Here is an 18,745-nt window from a genome sequence, read left to right as displayed (position 1 = left end):
ATCCTCATCCTCGCCAACGACCGCAACTTCCGTGCCTTCAACGCCAGGGGTCGGCGAGCTGTTGTGGGAGCAGAAGACCAACTCCGGCATCATGGGCATGCCGACGTCCTATGAGATCGACGCCAGCCGATACATCGCGATCGGGTCCGGGCGGGGCGTGGACGCGCAGCGCACCCGGGACGCGCTCGCGACCAACAATATCGGCATCGAGTCCAACGTGTCGCAAGGCGGCGTGATCTGGGTGTTCGCGCCGAAGAAATAGGCTCCGCAGGCGGATCGAGAGACGCGGAGCGACAGGGGGCAAATGCGGCGGACGGCAACGTCCGCCGCATCTTCGTGTGCGACCGGGGCTTACTTCCCCTCGCGTTCGACCTTGTCCTTCGCCTTCTGATTCATCTCCCGGATGTTCGGATCGGTGCTGCTCTGGCCCGTGGTCTGGGTGGTCGAGGCGGGCGGGGCGCTGGCGTTGGGAAGCGAACTCTGGTCCGGTGCGGTGGGGCGCGTCGCTGTCGTTGGCACCGTGGTGTTGCTGCTCTGGGCGAACGCGGCTGCGGTGGTCAAGAGAAAGGCGCTCGACAGCAGCGAGACTGCGAGCGCCCTTGGGATATTGGTCATCGATCTGCTCCTGTCAGATCGATGCAAACGGCGCGGGGCCGCCGGATGTTCCGCCTCTATGCCTCCAATTGCTTGCCGATCGGCAGCGCCCGGATGCGCTTGCCGGTCGCCGAGAAAATGGCGTTCATCAGCGCCGGTGCGAACGGCGGCACTCCGGGTTCGCCGACGCCGCTCGGCGGCGTGTCTGGTGCGGGTGGTACGATGTGGACATTCGTCACCAGCGGAGCCTCGTCGATTCTGACCACCTGGAAGTCGTCAAAGTTCTTCTGCTCCACCTTGCCGTCCTTGAAGCTGACCTCGCCATATTTGGCGAGGCTCAGGCCCATGATCGCCGCGCCCTCGATCTGCGAGGCGATGCGCTCCGGGTTGACATAGGTGCCGCAGTCGATTGCGGTGTCGACCCGTGGCACCGTAAGCTTGCCTTTTTCGTCGACGGCGACCTCGACGATGGTCGCGATATAGCTGACGAAGCTGCGGTGCACGGCGATGCCGAGGCCGTGGCCCTTCGGCACCGTCCGCCCCCATTCGCCCTTCTCGGCCACCAGCTCGACCACCTTGCGCAGGCGCGCGGTGTCGATCGGGTAGCTGTCATAGGGCTCGCCGTAGTTCCAGAGGTCCTTGACGTTGGGCTTGACGATGCGGGGCGTGCCGATCAGCGCCAGCAGCGTGTCCTTCTGGTCGCGGCCGGTCGCGTTCGCGATCTCGCCGACCATTGACTGCACCGCGAAGGCGCGCGGGATGTTCGAGACCGAGCGGAACCAGCCGATGCGGGTGAACGCGGCGGCTTCCGGGTTCTCGCAGGAGACGTTGGCGATCTCGAACGGCATGTCGACGAGGCCCATGCCGAGCTCGAACGGGGCCGCATGATTGGCACCGGCCGCAAAGGTCGAGCCGATCGTCGGCGCCACGCTACGGTGACGCCAGGCGATCACCTTGCCGTCCTTGTCGAGCCCCGCCTCGATCCGTTCCACCGAAACCGTGTGCAGGAAGTCGTGATGGAGATCGTCCTCGCGCGTCCACTGCACCTTCACGGGCACGCCGAGCTCCTTCGACAGCAGCGCGGCCTCGAGCGCGAAGTCGCATTTCGACTTGCGGCCGAAACCGCCGCCGAGCAGCGTGACATTGACGGTGACATTGCCCTCGGGGATGCCGAGCGTCCTGGCGACGTCCTCGCGAGTGCCGCCGGGGCTTTGCACCGGCGCCCAGATCTCGGCCTTGTCGCCCTTGACGTCGGCGACCGCGACCGGCGGCTCCATGCTGACATGGGCGAGGTGAGGCAGATAATATTCGCCGATCACGACCTTGTCGGCGGCCTTCAGCGCTGAGTCGGCGTCGCCCTCCTGGCGCACGACAAGGCCGGGCTTGCGCGCGGCCTCCTCGAGCTCCTTGCGATAGGCGACCGAGTCGTATTTGCCGTTCGCGCCGTCGTCCCAGACGAGCTTCAGTGCGTCGCGGCCCTTGATTGCAGCGCCGGTGTTGCGTGCGATCACCGCGACACCGCCGAGCGGCTGGAATTTGGACGGCCACGGCCAGCCTTGAACCTTCATCACCTTCTCGACGCCGGGTACCTTCAGTGCCGCGTCGAATTCAAACGAACTGAGCTTGCCGCCGGTCACTGGCGGACGCGCGATCACGGCGTATTTCATCCCGGGCAGGCGCACGTCGGCACCGTAGCGCGCTTTGCCGGTGGTGATGTCGTGCAGATCGACGATGCTGACCTGGCCCTTGCCGAGATAGCGGAAATCCTTGGGGTCCTTCAGCTTGAGGCCTTCGATCGCAGGCACCGATTCCTTGGCAGCGTCGGCCGCGAGTTCGCCGAAGCCGAGCTTGCGTCCGCTCGCGCTATGGACGATCTCGTGATTGGCGGCCTTCACTTCAGTCGCCGGCACGTTCCAGCGCTTTGCCGCAGCCTGCTCCAGCATGGTGCGGGCCGAGGCGCCGATCTGGCGCATTGGGATCAGATAGTGCCGCGTGCTGCGCGAGCCATCAGTGTCCTGGTTGCCGTACTTGACCTCGTCGCCGTGGGCCTGCTCGACCTTCACCTTGGACCATTCGGCCTCCATCTCCTCGGCGACGATGAGCGGCAGGCTGGTGCGTACGCCGGTCCCCATCTCGGAGCGATGAGCGAGGATGGTGACGGTGCCGTCAGGTGCGACCGCGACAAAGACGCGCGGATCGACCACGACGCCATGCGGCATCTTGCCGGCGCCGGTCTCGTAGGCAAAGGCCTGGCGCGACATGACGGGGGCGGAGAGCACGAAACCGCCGGTAACGCCGAGCCCCTTCAGGATGCTTCGGCGTGAGATTTTCTCGACCTTCAGATTCTTTTCAAAGCCTCGAAGCTTCCCCGGATTGTCGATGAAATTCATGTCACACCTCCATCGACGCGAGATGGATGGCGTTCTCGATGCGCTGGTAGCAGCCGCAGCGGCAGATATTGCCTGACATCGCCTCGCGAATCTGGTCGTGCGACGGCTTGGGATTCTCCGTCAGCAGTGCAGCCGCCTGCATGATCTGGCCGGCCTGGCAGAAGCCGCATTGGGGGACATTGACCTGGCGCCAGGCCTTCTGCACGGGATGATCGCCATCCGGATGCAGCCCCTCGATCGTGGTGACCTCGCGTCCGGCGACGTCGCTGATCGAGGTGATGCAGGAGCGCACCGCCTCTTTGTCGACGATGACGGTGCAGGCGCCGCACAGGGCCTGGCCGCAGCCGAATTTCGTGCCGGTCAGGCCGGCTTCGTCGCGCAGGAACCAGAGTAGCGGGAGATCCGGGTCACCGTCCCAGCTCTGTTCCTGCCCGTTGATCTTCACCTTGATCATGATCGTCCTCGCTCTTCATAAGCTTGCTGATTTCAACATCGCCGATCTCGGTCGGCGCAATGTCGGTAGGGTCGTGTGACCGCGCTCCAGCCCGTCGTCCCACGCAAGCAGGTCCCGGCAGGGGCTGGAAAGCGAATCGCAATGTCCGGATGTGCTCGATACCTCTCGTCTTGTTCTTGATTGATTGAACTCGCGGCATCGTGACGACGAGACCGTAGCAGAGATCGAGCCGCATCGGCATTCACAGCCGAGTGTTCTCAACGTGAACAGATTGCATCCGGGTTTGTCAAAAGCAGGGCGCGCCAACTCGTGGCGTCAAGAGCGAAGATGCAACGAAAAAAGCTTCGTCCGCCAGAGGGACTGTGCGGACGAAGCAGTTGTCCTCAGTCGAGGGAGGGAGAATCGCAGGGGCACGCTGACTTCAAGGAGGAAGAAGGCGGCACTGCGCAGTCATTCAGAGACCAGGACTGAGGGAGCGGAAAGCGATCGCATACGCAACGTGCACAGGCGTCGATATGCCGAGATCGTTCGAGCTCGAGGCATCTTGGGACGGCCTTGTTCAGAAGGTCCAGCTCAGGCAGCCTTGGCACTCGCGACGTGGGTCGCGATCGCATCCATCAGCGCCGGCGACAGGCAGTCATAAGGCTCGAGACCGATCTCCTTCAGCCGCGACCGGATGCCGGCCATCTGCTCCGGCTTCACGCCCGACTCGATCACCGAGGAGACGAAGGCGGCGAATTGCGGCGCTTGCGAGCCCTGCTCCTGGAACAGCTCCGGATGGACGAAATCGAGGCCATGGAACGGATGATTCTGGTTTTCGATGCGGCCGAACATGTGGGTGCCGCAGGCCTTGCAGGCGTGCCGCTGGATCACCGCGGACGCGTCTACGATCTGGAGCTTGTCGCCGTTCTCGAGCACGGTGACGTTCTGGCGCGGCACGACCGCGACGACCGAGAAGGTCGCGCCCTGCGGCTTCCAGCACTTGGTGCAGCCGCAGGCGTGGTTGTGCGCCACGTCGCCCTTGATGCCGACCTTGACCTGATGGTCCCCGCATTTGCAGGCGAGCGTGCCGCCGGCAAAGTGGCCGGTGCCTTGTTTGAGGCCATTGTCGATCGAGGGATGCAGTGAAGCCATAGGTCGATCCTCCTTGGTGTTACGCTTGCGAGCTAGAACACGACGACTGAACGAATCGATTTTCCCTCGTGCATCAGGTCGAAGCCCTTGTTGATGTCTTCGAGCTTGAACGTATGGGTGATCATCGGATCGATCTGGATTTTTCCGTTCATGTACCAATCGACGATCTTTGGTACGTCGGTGCGGCCGCGCGCGCCGCCGAAGGCGGTGCCGCGCCAATTGCGGCCGGTGACGAGCTGGAACGGACGGGTGGCGATCTCCTTGCCGGCTTCGGCAACGCCGATGATGATCGAGGTGCCCCAGCCGCGATGGCAGGCTTCCAGCGCCTGGCGCATCACATTGGTATTGCCGGTGCAGTCGAACGTGTAATCGGCGCCGCCGTCGGTCAGGGTCACCAGATGCGGGACGATATCGCCGGTGATCTTGTTCGGGTTGACGAAGTCGGTCATGCCGAACCGGCGGCCCCATTCTTCCTTGGAGTCGTTGATGTCGACGCCGATGATCTTGTCGGCGCCGGCCATCTTGGCGCCCTGGATCACGTTCAGGCCAATACCGCCGAGGCCGAACACGACGACGTTGGAGCCCGGCGTCACTTTCGCAGTGTTGACGACGGCGCCGACGCCGGTGGTGACGCCGCAGCCGATGTAGCAGCTCTTGTCGAAGGGGGCGTCCTCGCGGATTTTCGCCACCGCGATCTCCGGCAGCACGGTGAAGTTCGAGAAGGTCGAGCAGCCCATGTAGTGATAGATAGGCTTGCCCTTGTAGGAGAAGCGGCTGGTGCCGTCAGGCATCACCCCCTTGCCCTGCGTCGCGCGGATCGCGGTGCAGAGATTGGTCTTCTGGCTCAGGCAGCTTTTGCACTGACGGCATTCCGGCGTGTAGAGCGGAATGACATGATCACCCGGCTTCACAGAGGTCACGCCTGCACCGATCTCACGGATGATGCCGGCGCCCTCATGGCCGAGGATCGACGGGAAGATGCCTTCGCTGTCGAGACCATCGAGTGTGTAGGCATCGGTATGGCAGATGCCCGTCGCCTTGATCTCGACCAGAACTTCGCCGGCCTTCGGCCCGTCCAGTTCGACCTCGACGATCTCGAGCGGCTTCTTGGCTTCGAAAGCGACGGCGGCACGTGTCTTCATCGGTAACTCCTCAGATTCTCTCTGGATGCCAAGTCTTAAGTCTCTGGCAGGCTGCAAACGTTCACTTCTTGCCCATGCACGAGTCTTCATCCCTGGTATAGGCGTCGTTCTTGTCCTCATGCTTGCCCGGACGTGCGCGGCCCCAGGCGTCGTTGGAGCGGGCACGCAGATAGACGTAGAGATCGTCCATGTAGCAGGCGACGTTCGGATTATCGCCGAAGGCTGGCATCACATTCTCTGCGGCGGTCGAGATGTTCTTGCGGCCGGAGGCGACGGTGCCCAAAAAGTCGGCGTAGCTCATGGTCTTGAGCGAATCCTTCAATGCGGGCGCATAGGTCGAGCCCATGCCATCCGGGCCATGGCAGACGTGACAATCCGAATGGTAGCGGCGATATCCCGAATATGTGTACCAGTCCACGGTGTCCCCGTTGATCTTGTAGGTCGGATTGCCGTCCTTATCGAGCCATTCGCCGGTTTCGTTCTGCTTTACGGCAGCCGGATCCCCCGAGCCGTCGGCAACGGCAATTCCCCCGGATGCAACGCAGATGATGGCGGCAATGACAGAGCAGATTTTACGCAAGGGGTGTTCCTCGAAAGGCATCTGACGAGCCGGCGCGTGGAGTTGATCCACGCGCCGGAGCGATGAGAACGTGAGGCTAGTTCGACGGCAGCGAGAACACGGTCAGTGTACCGCCGAGCGCGGTATAGTTGCTGAGCGCCGCATAGCCGCCGACCGCGCCCAGGCCCGCGTTCGGATCGGTCAGACCCGCTGCCAGACCGATGCCGGCCCAGCCCCCAACGCCGGAGAGAACGGCCACGTACTGCTTGCCGGCGTTCTCATAGGTGGTGACGTTGCCGATGATGCCGGAAGGAGTCTTGAACCTGTAGAGCTCCTTGCCGGTCTTGGCGTCGACAGCTTTCAGGTAGCCTTCGAGCGTGCCGTAGAACACCACGCCGCCGGCGGTTGCGAGTGCACCCGACCAGACCGAGAACTGTTCCTTGTTCGACCAGACGATCTTGCCGGTCTTGCCGTCCCAGGCGATGAAATTGCCCATGTTGGTATCGCCCTGCGGCGGATACATCGAGAGCGTCGCACCCACATAGGGCTGGCCGGCGGTGTAGCTCACCTTGAACGGCTCATAGTCCATGCAGACGTGGTTGGTCGGGACGTAGAATAGCTGCGTGTCCGGCGAGTAGGCTGCCGGCTGCTCGTCCTTGGTGCCGAGCGCGGCCGGGCAGATGCCCTTCACGTTGTGGTCTTCACCCGCCTTGTCGGTCGAAGCCGCGTCGAGCACCTTCGGACGACCATAGGTGGCCGAGTTCTTGTCCATGTCGACGCCGGAGGTCCAGTTCACCTTCGGATCGTACTTTTCGGCGACCAGGAGCTCACCTGTGGCGCGATCGAGCGTATAGCCGAGGCCATTACGATCGAAATGCGTCAGCAGCTTGCGGGACTGGCCGTTGATCGACTGATCCGAGAGAATCATCTCGTTGACGCCGTCATAGTCCCATTCATCGTGGGGCGTCATCTGATAGACCCATTTGGCGACGCCGGTGTCCGGGTTACGCGCCCAGATCGTCATCGACCATTTGTTGTCGCCGGGACGCTGCTTCGGATTCCAGGTCGAGGGATTGCCCGATCCGTAATAGACGAGGTTCAGCTCCGGATCGTAGGAGATCCAGCCCCAGGTGGCGCCGCCGCCGATCTTCCACTGATCGCCTTGCCAGGTCTTCAAGCTGGAGTCCTTACCGATCGGCTTGCCGAGGGCGGTGGTCTTGTCGTCGACCAGGATCTGGTCATCCGGGCCTTCCGAATAGCCGCGCCAGGCCAGCTTTCCGGTCTTGATGTCGTAGGCGCTCATATGGGCCTGAACGCCGAACTCACCACCGGAGATGCCGATCAGCACCTTGTCCTTGATGACCATCGGCGCCGAGGTTCCGGTCTCGCCCTTGCTGGCATCGCCGTTCTTGGCGGTCCACGCAACCTGACCGTCGTTGGCGTCGAGTGCGACCAAGGTCGTGTCGGCCTGATGCAGGAAGATCTTGCCATCGCCGTAGGCCAGGCCGCGGTTAACCGTGTCGCAGCACATCACCGGGATCACGTTCGGGTCCTGCTTCGGCTCGTACTTCCAGACGATCTTGTTGTCCTGCGAAAGGTCAATGGCATAGACCTTGTTCGGGAACGGCGTATGGACGTACATCATGTTGCCGATGATCAGCGGGCCGCCTTCGTGGCCGCGCAGCACGCCGGTCGAGAAGGTCCAGGCGACCTGGAGCTTGCCGACATTTTGCGCGTTGATCTGGTTCAGCTTGGAGTAGCGGTTGTTGGAATAGTCGCCCGTCGGCATCACCCAGTCTTTCGGGTTCTGCGACATCTTGATCAGCTCGTCATTGGCTGACGCACTCCCGACGGCGAGAGCCGCCGCGGAGCCAAGAAAGGTCGCCAGTAGCACCTTGCGCATAGTCATTCCTCCGTTGGTCGCGTTTATTGTTTGCGAAGCATTGTTTAGTCACCGGGCATTGCGTCCGGCGTCTGCTCGTGCAGGGCGGTCACGTTGGGGACCGGAAACGATGCTGTGCTGTTTCCTCCTCGTAATGAGAGCCATGGGCGCGTGCAGGAGCGGCCCGTTCTTTTTGTTCCTGCCGCAATCCCTAACGACTTCGTCAACGAGAGACTTGCCCAAGAGTGAACCCGCTTTGCTCGACAGCGCACGAAGGCGAAGTTTTTGGTTTTGCGGCAGCGAATTCAGCGGCTTCGGTGCGGCGCGGCGCTCAACGATCAGGTTTCCCTTGACGACGCTGCAACTAAGGCGGAGGAATAACATTCAGGGGTGGCAAAGGAACGATGGCGCTCGTTTCAAAGACCACACAAATTCGAGGTAAACGTCACGCGGTCATGGCTGAGGGCTCCAGCAGGCTCAGGCCGCGATTGGCGTCGAATCTCCGGGTAACGCCAGTGGCTGGGTCGATGTCCGACACAATTCACACGCTCTCGACGACCGGGTTGACGCCGAAGCGACAGGTCCAGAGCTGGATCGACGGACTGACGAGTCTGTGTGGTCACTTCGATGTCGATCCGCTGGAAGCCTCATCGCTCGAAGGCCGTATCGACTACACCACGGTCTCGCGCCTGAAGCTCTGCCAGATCGAAGTGAGCCAGCATCGCATCGCGCACACATTGGCGCGCGCCAAGGCCAACGAACACCCTTACATCAAGATCCACTTCCAGACCTACGGCGTGTCCTATTTCGAGCAGGAGGGCCGCCAGATCGAGCTGAATCCGGGCGACATCATCGCCTATGACGTCTCCTGCCCGCACTTGATCGTCAGCCCCGCCTTCACGCGCCACGACGTGGTGATCGTGCCGAAGGCGTTGTTGCGCGATCGAGGTTTCCCGTCGCAGCGCATGCCGGCTTGCAAGCTGACGGCGAAGACGGGGACGGGACGAATCGCCCATGATTTCGTCCATGCCACGTTCGACGAGGCGGCGAAGCTGTCGGCCAACAGCGCAGCCGGTGTTGCCGATTCGTTGATCGATCTGTTGCTGCTGCCGCTGCGCGAAGCCGACACGATGTTCGATCGGGTCGGGCCAGAAGCGATGTATGTGCGCGCCCAATTTTTCATCCGCGAGCATCTGCGCGATGCCGATCTGTGCATCGACCAGATCTCCGCCGAGCTCGGCTGCTCCAAGCGCTATCTGCACATGCTGTTCTCCCAGCGCGGTACGACGGTGAGCGACTACATCTGGCAGGCGCGCCTGCAGAACTGCCGCCAGGAGCTCGAGGCTCACGGCGGCAAAACCATCACCGACGTCGCGTTCTCCTGGGGCTTCTCCAGCTCATCGCATTTCAGCCGCGTGTTCCGGAAATAATTTGGCGTGGTGCCGTCATCGATCCACAAGGGACAGCATGGCGTGGTCGCGGCGGACGAGACCTAGGCCGCACTCGAGTCGCTCACGGCATTCCGCTCCAGCGTGGCGGGGAGAACCGCGAGCGCATGACAGACGCGGTTTTGCGTCAGGGCTAGGCCGGCGAGGAAGCCCAGGGGCACGCCGACGAATGCGCCGATCGCGCCAGCGCGTCGGCTCGTCCCGGACCGAAGAGCGTTTCCGCTCATCGCTGAATGATCCTGGTCCAGACGTCGCCGAGGATCGCAGGCTCATGCGGCGGCAAATAAGTCAGGCCGGCCTGCCGGCCGAACTCGGCAATCTTGCCCTCGGCGGCAAGATCCGTCAGTGCCTTGTCGACGGACTCGATCAATGCCGGATCGCTGCCAAGCCCGACATAGCCGCGATTGGCGCCGATCGGATAGTAGTAACCGGAGGCGGTGATGGCCGTGTCAGCATGCCCGGCGCGATACGCGTCGAAGCGAGCGAGGTCGATCAGGCTCGCGTCATAGTCGCCGCGATCGAGCGCACCCATGAGATTGTCGCGGCCGGGGACGAGATGAGTAATGTTGTCGATCAGCCGTCCCTTGTCGAAGGTCATCAGGATGGCGTCACCCAAAGATCCGCTTTCGATCGCAAGGCGAAGACCGGCGAGATCGCCGATATCGCCGATCTTGCGGTCGCGCGCCTTCGGCCCAAGCACGACCGTCATGGGCGAATAGACATAAGGCTGGCTGGGCGCGAGCACCCCGAGTGCGACGCGGCGGCGCCGGTCGTCGCGCGTGGCGCCGGAAAAATCCGGCAAGCGAGCCGTCTTCATGCCGGGCTTGACCAGGGAATCCGTGGTCAGCGCGTAGCCGCCGATCAGCGAGCAGCGCCCGTCGGACAACAGGGCGTTGGCCTCGAGCTGGGGGCTGGAATCCTCATCCAGCTTGCTCTCGAACCATTGTATCCTGAGCGGTCGCCCCAAGCGGTCCGCGATCGCGTGCGCCAGCAGCACGTCGAAGCCCGAGTCGGGCTTGCCCTTGTGATGCGCCGAGAGCGGCGGGCGATCCTCGTCGAGGCAGACGCTGAGGGGATCAGCCGCCCGGGCCGCCGTCGCTGGCGCTGCAAGCATCGCAACGAGACCAAGCGCCGCCAATCGGCTCCTCATGGCTTCCTCCGACTTGAAATGAAGGCCCAGAGATTTCCGATATCATCATCGCTCAGAATGTCGCCCCAGGGCGGCATCTTGTTGTTCTTGCCATTCTTTACGGTGGTGACGAAGCGCGTCTTGTCATCAGGGAAGGCGCGCAGGTCCGGCGTGATGGTGCCGGAATTCATCATGTTGGGGCCGTGGCAGTGCGAGCACTTTTCGGCATAGGTCGATTTGCCATGGTCGATCTGCGCCTGCAGCGGATTGCCATTTGAATCATCCGCGGCACGAGCGGTCGCCGCAAGCGCGACCGTCAGCACCGCGACGGTGGCGAGGATCGCCACCGTCTTGTGAGATGTGTCTCTCAACGTATCTTGCCGTTACTGCTTCACCGCAAAGACCCAGAGCGAGCCGCCGGGTGGCACCTTGGCCAACCGCTCGTCGCCGGAGAACAGCGAGTAGACGCCGCCGTAACCGGAGGTGACGGCCACGTACTGCACGCCATCCTGCTGCCAGGTCACCGGCTGGCCCTCGATGCCGGAGCCGGTCTGGAACTGCCAGAGCTTCTTGCCGCTGTCGGCGTCGAAGGCCTCGAACTCGCCGGTCAGCGAACCCGTGAACACGACGCCGCCGGCGGTCGACAACACGCCGGAGAAGCGCGGAATGTCGCTTGCCGCTTCCCACTTCGCCTTGCCGGTCATCGGGTCGATCGCCTTCAGATGGCCGCGCGCACCGTCACCCCATTCCCAGGGATCGGTCAGGTCCATGCCGAGATACCATTCACCCTGCTTGAATGTGACCGGTTCCGACTTGTACCTGCCGCCAAAGGCGAGCGTGTTGGCGTAGGCGAGGCCGGTTTGAGGATTGAACGACATCGGCTCCCAGTTCTTGCCGCCGAGGATCGACGGATAGACCGTGACCTTCTTGCCGTCGCGCGCGTCCTTGACGACGTCGGTCTCGATCGGCTTGCCCGTCTTCAGGTCGACGCCGCTCGCCCAATTCACCTTCACGTAAGGATTGGCGGCGAGCACCTTTCCGTTGGTGCGGTCGAGCACGTAGAAGAAGCCGTTGCGGTTGGCGTCCATCAGCACCTTGGTCGGCTTGCCCTCGACGTTCATGTCGGCGAGGACCATCTCGGCCACCGCGTCATAGTCGAACGGATTGTTCGGCGAGAACTGGTAGTGCCACTTGATCTTGCCGGTCTTGGGATCCATCGCCAGCACGGAGCAGGTGTAGAGGTTATCGCCGGGGCGCACGGCCGCGTTGAACGGGCCGGGATTGCCGATGCCCCAATACACCGTGTTCAGCTCGGGATCATAAGACCCCGTGATCCAGGTCGAGCCGCCGCCGAGCTTCCAGGTATCGCCCTTCCAGGTGTCGCCGCCGGGCTCGTCCGGCGAGGGGATCGAATGGGTGCGCCAGAGATGCTTGCCGGTGGCCGGATCCCAGCCGTCGATGAAGCCGCGGGTGCCGAACTCGGCGCCCGAGATGCCGGTGATGACGACGCCGTCGGCGACCAGAGGCGCCACCGTCATCGAATAGCCTTCCTTGATGTCGGCCGCCTTCTGCCGCCACAGCTCCTTGCCGTTCTTGGTGTCGATCGCGATCACGTTGGCGTCGAGCGTGGTGCGAAACAGCTTGCCTTCGTAGAGCGCGCCGCCGCGATTGATGATACCGCAGCAGACGATGCGTGGAGTCTCGGCCGGATATTCGATCTTGGATTTCCAGATCTGCTTGCCGGTCTTGGCATCGACCGCCATGGTCGCATTGTGTGAGGTCACGTAGATCACGCCCTGGTACACCAGCGGCTGCGATTCCTCGCTGCGATCGTCGTTGAAGGAGTAGTTCCAGACCGGGACGAGGTTCTTGACGGTGTCTTTGTTGATCTGGTTCAGCGTCGAGAACCGCTGGAGATTGTAACCCATCCCGTAGTTGAGAACGTTCGATGTATCGGTTGCGCCCTTGACCAGTTGATCGGTCGTCTGTGCGCTCGCAACCGAGCATGCGGATATGACGAGGCTCGCGGCCATCGCAAAACGTTTCATCCGTTCCTCCCAATAGGCGCGCCTTTTGGCGCTGCAGGAACAACACTCCGTTGGAAAGCAAAACACGTCAATACGAAAGTCGAGAGTGCACTGCCGATATTTTGGCGCCGGAAGCCGGTCACCTGACGGAAACCTGACGATCAACCCTCACTTGCAACTCTCACTTGGCCCCCCACTTGCAACTCCCACTTGTGTGCAGGCGCTGAAAAAATTCCGTGGCGTGATGCAGGGCTTGCGACGGGCGCGCGCTGGAGCCGTAGGGGTTCGCCAGTCGTGCACTGAACGGCCAGCGGTTCCGGACTTGAACCGCGGCATCCTTGTGGACTTATGTCATTCCATGCCCGCGCGAATCGGCTCACGATCAGGGAGGTCCAAATGATGGCGCGTCGCTCAATTGCGCTTGCGCTTGCGCGAACCCCGCGGACGGTTAACGGCGAAAGAGCTCGCCGCTGCCGACGACCCCGATCACGACGGCACGCTCACGCTCGACGAATACCTGGCCGTGGTCGAGCAGCGTTTCAACGCGGCCAATCCCGACGGGGATGGAACGCTGGATGCGAAGGAGTTGAATTCGCGCGCAGGTCGCGCGCTTCTCCGGCTGTTGCGTTGAGAGCCACCACGTTTGACTGGGAGCGAAGGCGATTTGCCCGAGAGCGAAATTTGCGTGTGTTGCGCGATGGTTCGCTGTGTCTGCGGTCCAATTCCAGACTTGCGCCGTGCCTGACCCAGCCCTAGGTTTTGGCCGGCGCGATGTCGCGCTCAATACTTGGGGAGACCCCGAATGGCTTGGAAAGCTCCGAAGATCGTGGAAGTGCCGGTCGGCATGGAAATCAACATGTACGCCTGCGCTGCGCGCAAGTAGGACTGACGACCTGCCGCGGCTTCGATGGCAGATGCCGTCGAAGCCGTGGTAGTGTCAGGGATGCGCACGAGAGCCCACATCCTCTGGACCCTGGCCTGCACGGCTGCGCTCGCGCCGGCATGTGCGAGCGCCGAAGAGGGCTTCGATACCGAGCACATCTTCGGCTTCATGATCGGCAGTGACGTCGGTAATCCCGGCGAGCGCGAATTCCAGACTCAGACGACAGGACGCTTCGGCAAGGGCAGCGGCACCTATCGCGCGCTCGGCGAGGAGGTCGAGATCGAGATCGTGCCGCTGCCGAACTTTCGCATCGAGGCCGGCGGCACGGCGACGATGCACGACATCACCGGCGTCCCTGATGTCGACGACCGCCGCCAGTTCAACTTCCAGGGTTTCTCGCTCGACCTGCGTTATCGCTTGCTGGATCACGTGACCGCGCCGTTCGGCTTCACGATCGCCTCGGAGACCCATGGCGATCGCATCGACGAGGTCAGCGGCGCGAAAGGGCGGATGTACGGCACCGACTTCACGCTGGCCTTTGACCGCGAGCTGATCCCGAACTTTGTCGTCGGCGCGCTCAATCTGGTCTACCAGCCGGAATGGGCGCGCTTCGAGGTGTCGCGGCTGTCCGAGAAGAGCTCGACGGTTGGCGCCGCGTTCGCCGGCATGGTGCGCGTGAGCCCAACCATGCTGCTCGGCGGTGAGATGCGTTACTTCCGCCAATATGACGGCATCGGTCTCGGCGCGCTCTCGGGGCAGGCGCTGTTCGTCGGACCGACTGCTTATTTCCAGCTCTCGGAGCAATCGCGGCTCACCTTGAGCTGGAGCATGCAGGCCTGGGGCCGTCCCGCGGGATCAGCGGCCAATCTCGACCTGGTCAATTTCGAGCGCCATCAGGCGCGGCTGGTGTTCGGGATCAACTTCTAGCTACGCGGCTTGCCGGCCCGTCTCGCACCGAATGAAACTACCCGCAGCCCGGAGCGTAGCCTATTGTGCTCGTCTCAATCGCTCCCGCGCGAGGATCCCGGCATGAACCCGATCGACCTGGTGGTGACTGTGTGTGTGGTGCTCTCGCCTGCGACCTGCGAGGAGCTGCATCTGGTGTTCGACTTCGGCGGCTCACCGGCGCAATGCTCGATGGCGGCGCCGCCCCATATCGCGCAATGGATCGGCGAGCATCCGAAATGGCGGGCGGTGCGCTGGCGTTGCGAATATCCGCACACACATGACAAGGCGTGAGGCGCGCCTGCTACTTCGTGCAGTCCTTCAGATCTTTGTCCGCGATCGAGAACACCGCATCGGCCTTGATCTCGATGTCGCGGACGACGCATTGCCGGGAATTGGGATAGGTGACCTTGGCGTCGTAGCGGCCGGGTTCGACGCCGGTAATGCGCAGCCGCTCGTCGTGATCGACCTCCTTGTCCTTGTCGTTCAGGCACTGGTTCGGGCCCCAGTCGGTCTTGCCTGATGGCGCAAGCTGGAAGCCGGAGATCGTCTCGCTCGTGAGATTCCAGAGACGGATGCCTTTGCCCTTGGTCTGCGCGAGCGCTGTGCCTGGCATAGCCAACAAAATGCCAATCGCGATCAGCTGACGGCGCATTGGTGACCTCCTCGGGACGATCTCATTGATGCAGTTGACCACGAGTTCTCATGTCGATTCAAGCGGCAACGCCGCGAGCTCCGCCTTGATCCTCGCAAGCTCGGCTTCGCTGCGTTCGGCGCGCGGAATCGAGATCGGCACGTCCTGCACGATGCGCGCCGGGCGCAGCGAGAGAAAGAACAGGCGGTCGCCGAGACGGATCGCATCCTCGAGGCTGTGGGTCACCAGCAGCGTCATCACCGAGCGACTCGCGACGAGCGTCGCGATCTCGTCGCGCAGGCGGCCGGCGAGCGCGTCGTCGAGCGAGGCGAGGGGCTCGTCCAGCACGAGCAGATCGGGCTCGACTGCAAAAGCGCGCGCCAGCGCAACACGCCGGGCGAGGCCGAGCGACAATTCGCCGGGGAAGTGGCTGCGATGCGCCTCGAGCTCCAGTATCCTGAACAGCTCGGCAAGCCTGGCATCGGAAACATCAGGCGCCGCCAGCCGTACGTTCTGCTCGACGGTGCGCCACGGCAATAGCCGCGGCTCCTGAAACACCATGCCGATTCGCGCTTCCGCGGGGCGCCTGACACGGCCGCCGAAATCGCGGTCGATCCCGAGGATGATGCGCAGCATCGTGCTCTTGCCGCAGCCGGACGGACCGATCAGCACGCCGACTTCGCCGGATTGCAAGCCAAATTTCAGGGGCGAAAGCACCTCGTGCGTTCCGCCCGCGGCACTTCTGTAAGTCTTGCCGGTGATCTCGACCTCAAGCCGCACGGGGCCGCCACCGCGTTGCGCGGGCCTCGAACGGCTGCACCAGCGCGGTCTCGATCACGAGCACGACGGCCGCGAAGGTCAGGGAATAGGCGAGCAGCCGCGGCGTGTCGAACAGCTGGAAGGCGACACCGATCTCGAATCCGACGCCGTTCGGCCGTCCGAGCAGCTCGGCGACCAGAACGATCTTCCACACCAGCGAGAGGCCGGAGCGGGCGGAGGCCGCGAGATAGGGCGCAAGCTGCGGTAGCACGACGTGGCGGAAGGCGCGCCAGCGGGGCATTGCGAACACGGTCGCCATCTCATCGAGCGAACGGTCGAGCGCGCGCGCCCCCTCGCGCAACGTGACGACCGCGGTCGGCAGCTTGTTGATGGCGATCGCCCCGATCGCCGCGGCCTCGGTGAGGCCGGCCCAGATATAGGCCAGCACGATCACCACCAGCGCCGGCAGGTTGAGCAGCAGGATCAGCCAGGGATCGCCGAGCCGGTCCGCGAGCTTCACCCGGCCCATCAGATAACCGATGGCGCTGCCGACGGACATCGCGAGCACGAAAGACAATGCGACGCGCGCCAGCGTGGCGCCGAGATGCAGGAACAGCGCGCCGCTCGCGGCGTCCGCGATGATGACGTTGAGTACCGCAGGCGGAGAGGGCAGCTTGGCACCGCCGACGAACAATGCGGCGGTCCACCAGATCGCAACGAAGAGGACGAACGAGAGAAGGCGCAGCACCTCAATCTCCGGGAGCTGCATGATAGAACGTGCCGGGATCGAGCTCGGCCGCCGGCCCGACAAGGTCACGGCCGCCGATCCCGGCCAGCACGCGGTACAGCACGCGCGCATCCGCCTCCTCATCATTGATGGTCCGGCGCGGAATGCCGTCGCGATAGCGATCGCGGTAAGTCTTCAGCATAGCCGGACCGGTCGCGCCGGTGAGCGGCGCAATCTTGTCCCAGGCTGCGTCCGAGGTGACGAGCAACTGCTTGGCCTTGCGCGTCATGGCGACGAAGCGCGCCACGGCGTCGCGATGGCTCGCGGCCCAGCTCTCGTCGAAGACGTAGCCGACGGCAGAGACAGCGCCCTCGACGCCCAGCTTCGGCAGAATCTCCTCGATGCCGGCGAGGCGGCGAAAGCCCTTGGCCTCGAGCTGGGCGCAGAAATTCCAGAAATTCAGGGTCGCATCCGTCTCGCCTTCGAGCGCCTTGGCGGCGATCAGCGGCGGCGCGCCATAGACGATGGTCGCATCCGATTTCAGGTCGATGCCGTCCTGCTTCATACGTGCTTGCAGCAGCAGCCAGCTCTTGTCGATCGGACCGCCACCGACGGCGAGCTTGCGGCCTCTGAGGTCGGCAAGCGTCTTGATCGGGGAGGAAGCGGGCACCATCACCGCGCCGAGCGCGCTCGAATAGGGATAAAAGGTGAGCTTGGCGCCGAGCGCGCGCTCGCGCGAAACCCACAGCCAGTCCGACAGCATGATATCGGCATTGCCGGCGCGGAGCGCGATCTTGCCGGCCTCCGGGCTCGCAAGCTCGGTCACTTCCAGCGACAGATCGGCCTCCTTATCCAGCCCGGCCTCGCGGATCGTCGCCAGTTCCCAGGCGAACGTTCCGGTCTTCTGGACCGCCAGGCGGATGACATCAGCTGCCTGGGCCCGCAGGCCCGGCGTCAGTGCCAGCATCATCGCGAGCGCCAATATTCGTGCCAAAACTCTCATCACCTTGTGAGCCGCTTCCTCTGACAGAGTGCTTTTCAGGACAATACGCATAGCATAGCTTCCATCGCAACCAGCGGGAGGACGCTCATGAGTCTTGCGGGACAGGTACGACCGATCGTCGCCGCCGTGGTCGTGCTTGCGGCGACCGCCTATGCCTCCCGGGCCGAGGAGGCCAATGATTATCCGACCTCGGCGCGCGCGGAATATGTCTATGGCTGCATGAAGGCCAATGGCGAGACGCGGCAGGCGATCGAGCAATGTTCTTGCTCGGTCGATGTCGTCGCCTCGATCGTCCCCTATGACCGTTACGTCACCGCCGAGACTGCGCTCAGCATGTCCCAGGTCCGCGGCAATCTCGGCGCCCAGTTCCGGACGTCAGAGCAGGCGAATTCGGCGGTGAGTGATTTGCGCCGCGCGCAGGCCGAGGCCGAGGTGAGGTGCTTCTGATCAAGGCGCCGTGCCAACCGCATTCGTCATGGCAGGGACAAGCCCGGCCATGACGGTTGGGAGACCTACGTCCCCGGCTTGTCCACGTCCCATTCATTGCGGAACACGTGACCATCCGTGTCCTTGGCCTCCGCGCGAAAACGCTTGGCGCCGTTGGAGACACAGGTGAAGCGCAAATTAGGATGCCAGCAATTCCTCGCCCTCGCGCAAGCTGCCGCCGGTGTCGATGACGGCCACCGCTTCCGTCCCGACGATGAAGCCGACATGGGCAATATCGCCCTCGTTTTCGCGCGTCATCAGGGTGATTGTCCCCGAGTGCACGAAGATTCCCGGCGCGACTTCGCTTACAGGCAATTCGGCAGTCCCGGCGCGTGCTAACTCCCAGCAGGCACAGGACTGCGATCCTTGACGCGAGACGAGACACGTTTTCGCCTCAGTTTCAGGGCTTGCCGCACTGCGCTGCAACACGACGAAGCCAACACAAGGCTTGGCGGACATGGCGCATCCCGCGTTGCATGGATTGCATTCGAATGGAATGAGGAGGAAGCGCGATGGAAGCCGATCGGCATCGTCGCTGGTTGATTTCAG

Annotated in this window: 19 protein-coding genes and 4 pseudogenes; 7 read left to right on the top strand and 16 right to left on the bottom strand. The window is 63.2% G+C overall.

The window, feature by feature from the left end:
- Nucleotides 1–15 precede the first annotated feature (15 nt).
- Nucleotides 16–262, top strand: a pseudogene (locus ACVW16_RS08295) (PQQ-dependent dehydrogenase, methanol/ethanol family); the annotation flags it as partial.
- An 89-nt stretch (nucleotides 263–351) separates the two neighbouring features.
- Here ACVW16_RS08295 and ACVW16_RS08290 read toward each other — a convergent pair.
- The 7 genes from ACVW16_RS08290 to xoxF5 all read right to left on the bottom strand — a co-directional run bounded on the left by ACVW16_RS08290 (nucleotide 352) and on the right by xoxF5 (nucleotide 8,176).
- Nucleotides 352–615 (bottom strand): hypothetical protein, encoded by a 264-nt coding sequence (locus tag ACVW16_RS08290; RefSeq protein WP_456735869.1) that lies wholly within the window; start codon nucleotides 613–615, stop codon nucleotides 352–354.
- A gap of 56 nt (nucleotides 616–671) precedes the next feature.
- Complete coding sequence (locus tag ACVW16_RS08285) at nucleotides 672–2,984, bottom strand: molybdopterin cofactor-binding domain-containing protein (protein WP_456738774.1); 2,313 nt, start codon at nucleotides 2,982–2,984, stop codon at nucleotides 672–674.
- 1 nt (nucleotide 2,985) lies between these two features.
- Nucleotides 2,986–3,438: a (2Fe-2S)-binding protein gene (locus ACVW16_RS08280; protein ID WP_456704824.1), complete on the bottom strand. Its 453-nt coding sequence runs from the start codon at nucleotides 3,436–3,438 to the stop codon at nucleotides 2,986–2,988.
- Nucleotides 3,439–4,011: 573 nt separating this feature from the next.
- On the bottom strand, nucleotides 4,012–4,572 hold the full coding sequence (gene gfa, locus ACVW16_RS08275; protein ID WP_456735868.1) for an S-(hydroxymethyl)glutathione synthase: 561 nt from the start codon (nucleotides 4,570–4,572) through the stop codon (nucleotides 4,012–4,014).
- A 32-nt stretch (nucleotides 4,573–4,604) separates the two neighbouring features.
- Nucleotides 4,605–5,714, bottom strand: a complete 1,110-nt coding sequence (locus tag ACVW16_RS08270) for an S-(hydroxymethyl)glutathione dehydrogenase/class III alcohol dehydrogenase (RefSeq protein WP_456735867.1) — start codon at nucleotides 5,712–5,714, stop codon at nucleotides 4,605–4,607.
- 61 nt (nucleotides 5,715–5,775) lie between these two features.
- Nucleotides 5,776–6,264 (bottom strand): c-type cytochrome, methanol metabolism-related, encoded by a 489-nt coding sequence (locus ACVW16_RS08265; protein WP_456705342.1) that lies wholly within the window; start codon nucleotides 6,262–6,264, stop codon nucleotides 5,776–5,778.
- Nucleotides 6,265–6,370: 106 nt separating this feature from the next.
- Entirely contained in the window at nucleotides 6,371–8,176 is a 1,806-nt protein-coding gene (gene xoxF5 / locus ACVW16_RS08260) for a lanthanide-dependent methanol dehydrogenase XoxF5 (protein ID WP_456704821.1), read from the bottom strand.
- A gap of 506 nt (nucleotides 8,177–8,682) precedes the next feature.
- Here xoxF5 and ACVW16_RS08255 point away from each other — a divergent pair.
- A pseudogene (locus tag ACVW16_RS08255) lies at nucleotides 8,683–9,651 on the top strand (helix-turn-helix domain-containing protein).
- A 175-nt stretch (nucleotides 9,652–9,826) separates the two neighbouring features.
- On the opposite strand, the gene ACVW16_RS08250 reads toward ACVW16_RS08255, so the two are convergent.
- From ACVW16_RS08250 to ACVW16_RS08240, 3 genes are read right to left on the bottom strand one after another with little or no spacing between them, the layout of a single operon-like run.
- Nucleotides 9,827–10,753, bottom strand: coding sequence for a substrate-binding periplasmic protein (locus ACVW16_RS08250; protein ID WP_456704819.1), 927 nt, complete (start codon nucleotides 10,751–10,753; stop codon nucleotides 9,827–9,829).
- Nucleotides 10,750–11,103, bottom strand: a complete 354-nt coding sequence (locus tag ACVW16_RS08245) for a c-type cytochrome (protein ID WP_092237969.1) — start codon at nucleotides 11,101–11,103, stop codon at nucleotides 10,750–10,752. Before ACVW16_RS08245 ends, ACVW16_RS08250 begins: the two co-directional genes overlap by 4 nt.
- Nucleotides 11,104–11,115: 12 nt before the next feature.
- Nucleotides 11,116–12,780 (bottom strand): methanol/ethanol family PQQ-dependent dehydrogenase, encoded by a 1,665-nt coding sequence (locus ACVW16_RS08240; protein WP_456802336.1) that lies wholly within the window; start codon nucleotides 12,778–12,780, stop codon nucleotides 11,116–11,118.
- 400 nt (nucleotides 12,781–13,180) lie between these two features.
- Between ACVW16_RS08240 and ACVW16_RS08235 the strand changes: the two are divergent.
- The 4 genes and pseudogenes from ACVW16_RS08235 to ACVW16_RS08220 form a co-directional block, all read left to right on the top strand.
- Nucleotides 13,181–13,390, top strand: a pseudogene (locus tag ACVW16_RS08235) (calcium-binding protein); the annotation flags it as partial.
- A gap of 171 nt (nucleotides 13,391–13,561) precedes the next feature.
- A complete protein-coding gene (pqqA, locus tag ACVW16_RS08230; RefSeq protein WP_012029362.1) occupies nucleotides 13,562–13,642 on the top strand; it encodes a pyrroloquinoline quinone precursor peptide PqqA in 81 nt (26 codons plus the stop codon).
- Between the two features lie 24 nt (nucleotides 13,643–13,666).
- A complete protein-coding gene (locus tag ACVW16_RS08225; protein WP_456735865.1) occupies nucleotides 13,667–14,569 on the top strand; it encodes a hypothetical protein in 903 nt (300 codons plus the stop codon).
- Between the two features lie 102 nt (nucleotides 14,570–14,671).
- Nucleotides 14,672–14,881: a hypothetical protein gene (locus tag ACVW16_RS08220; RefSeq protein WP_456704816.1), complete on the top strand. Its 210-nt coding sequence runs from the start codon at nucleotides 14,672–14,674 to the stop codon at nucleotides 14,879–14,881.
- A 10-nt stretch (nucleotides 14,882–14,891) separates the two neighbouring features.
- On the opposite strand, the gene ACVW16_RS08215 is transcribed toward ACVW16_RS08220, so the two are convergent.
- The 4 genes from ACVW16_RS08215 to ACVW16_RS08200 are packed head-to-tail and all read right to left on the bottom strand — an operon-like array spanning nucleotide 14,892 to nucleotide 17,677.
- On the bottom strand, nucleotides 14,892–15,242 hold the full coding sequence (locus tag ACVW16_RS08215; protein WP_456735864.1) for a hypothetical protein: 351 nt from the start codon (nucleotides 15,240–15,242) through the stop codon (nucleotides 14,892–14,894).
- Nucleotides 15,243–15,290: 48 nt separating this feature from the next.
- A complete protein-coding gene (locus tag ACVW16_RS08210) occupies nucleotides 15,291–16,001 on the bottom strand; it encodes an ABC transporter ATP-binding protein (protein WP_456735863.1) in 711 nt (236 codons plus the stop codon).
- Nucleotides 15,991–16,728 (bottom strand): ABC transporter permease, encoded by a 738-nt coding sequence (locus ACVW16_RS08205; RefSeq protein ID WP_456735862.1) that lies wholly within the window; start codon nucleotides 16,726–16,728, stop codon nucleotides 15,991–15,993. Before ACVW16_RS08205 ends, ACVW16_RS08210 begins: the two co-directional genes overlap by 11 nt.
- A gap of 1 nt (nucleotide 16,729) precedes the next feature.
- Nucleotides 16,730–17,677, bottom strand: coding sequence for an ABC transporter substrate-binding protein (locus ACVW16_RS08200; RefSeq protein WP_456738203.1), 948 nt, complete (start codon nucleotides 17,675–17,677; stop codon nucleotides 16,730–16,732).
- A gap of 120 nt (nucleotides 17,678–17,797) precedes the next feature.
- On the opposite strand from ACVW16_RS08200, the gene ACVW16_RS08195 reads away from it, so the two are divergent.
- Nucleotides 17,798–18,157, top strand: coding sequence for a hypothetical protein (locus ACVW16_RS08195; protein WP_456735861.1), 360 nt, complete (start codon nucleotides 17,798–17,800; stop codon nucleotides 18,155–18,157).
- A gap of 65 nt (nucleotides 18,158–18,222) precedes the next feature.
- On the opposite strand, the pseudogene ACVW16_RS08190 reads toward ACVW16_RS08195, so the two are convergent.
- Both ACVW16_RS08190 and ACVW16_RS08185 read right to left on the bottom strand, forming a co-directional pair.
- Nucleotides 18,223–18,339: pseudogene (locus tag ACVW16_RS08190) on the bottom strand (quinoprotein dehydrogenase-associated SoxYZ-like carrier); the annotation flags it as partial.
- The gene (locus ACVW16_RS08185; RefSeq protein WP_456738336.1) at nucleotides 18,335–18,655 is read right to left on the bottom strand and encodes a hypothetical protein; all 321 of its coding nucleotides are present in this window, start codon (nucleotides 18,653–18,655) and stop codon (nucleotides 18,335–18,337) included. The pseudogene ACVW16_RS08190 and the gene ACVW16_RS08185, both read right to left, overlap by 5 nt.
- Nucleotides 18,656–18,745 lie beyond the last annotated feature (90 nt).

It is taken from the genome of Bradyrhizobium sp. USDA 4474 (assembly GCF_054057515.1).
The sequence above is the reverse complement of the archived record's forward strand: the minus strand, read 5'-3'. Positions and strand labels throughout refer to the sequence as shown.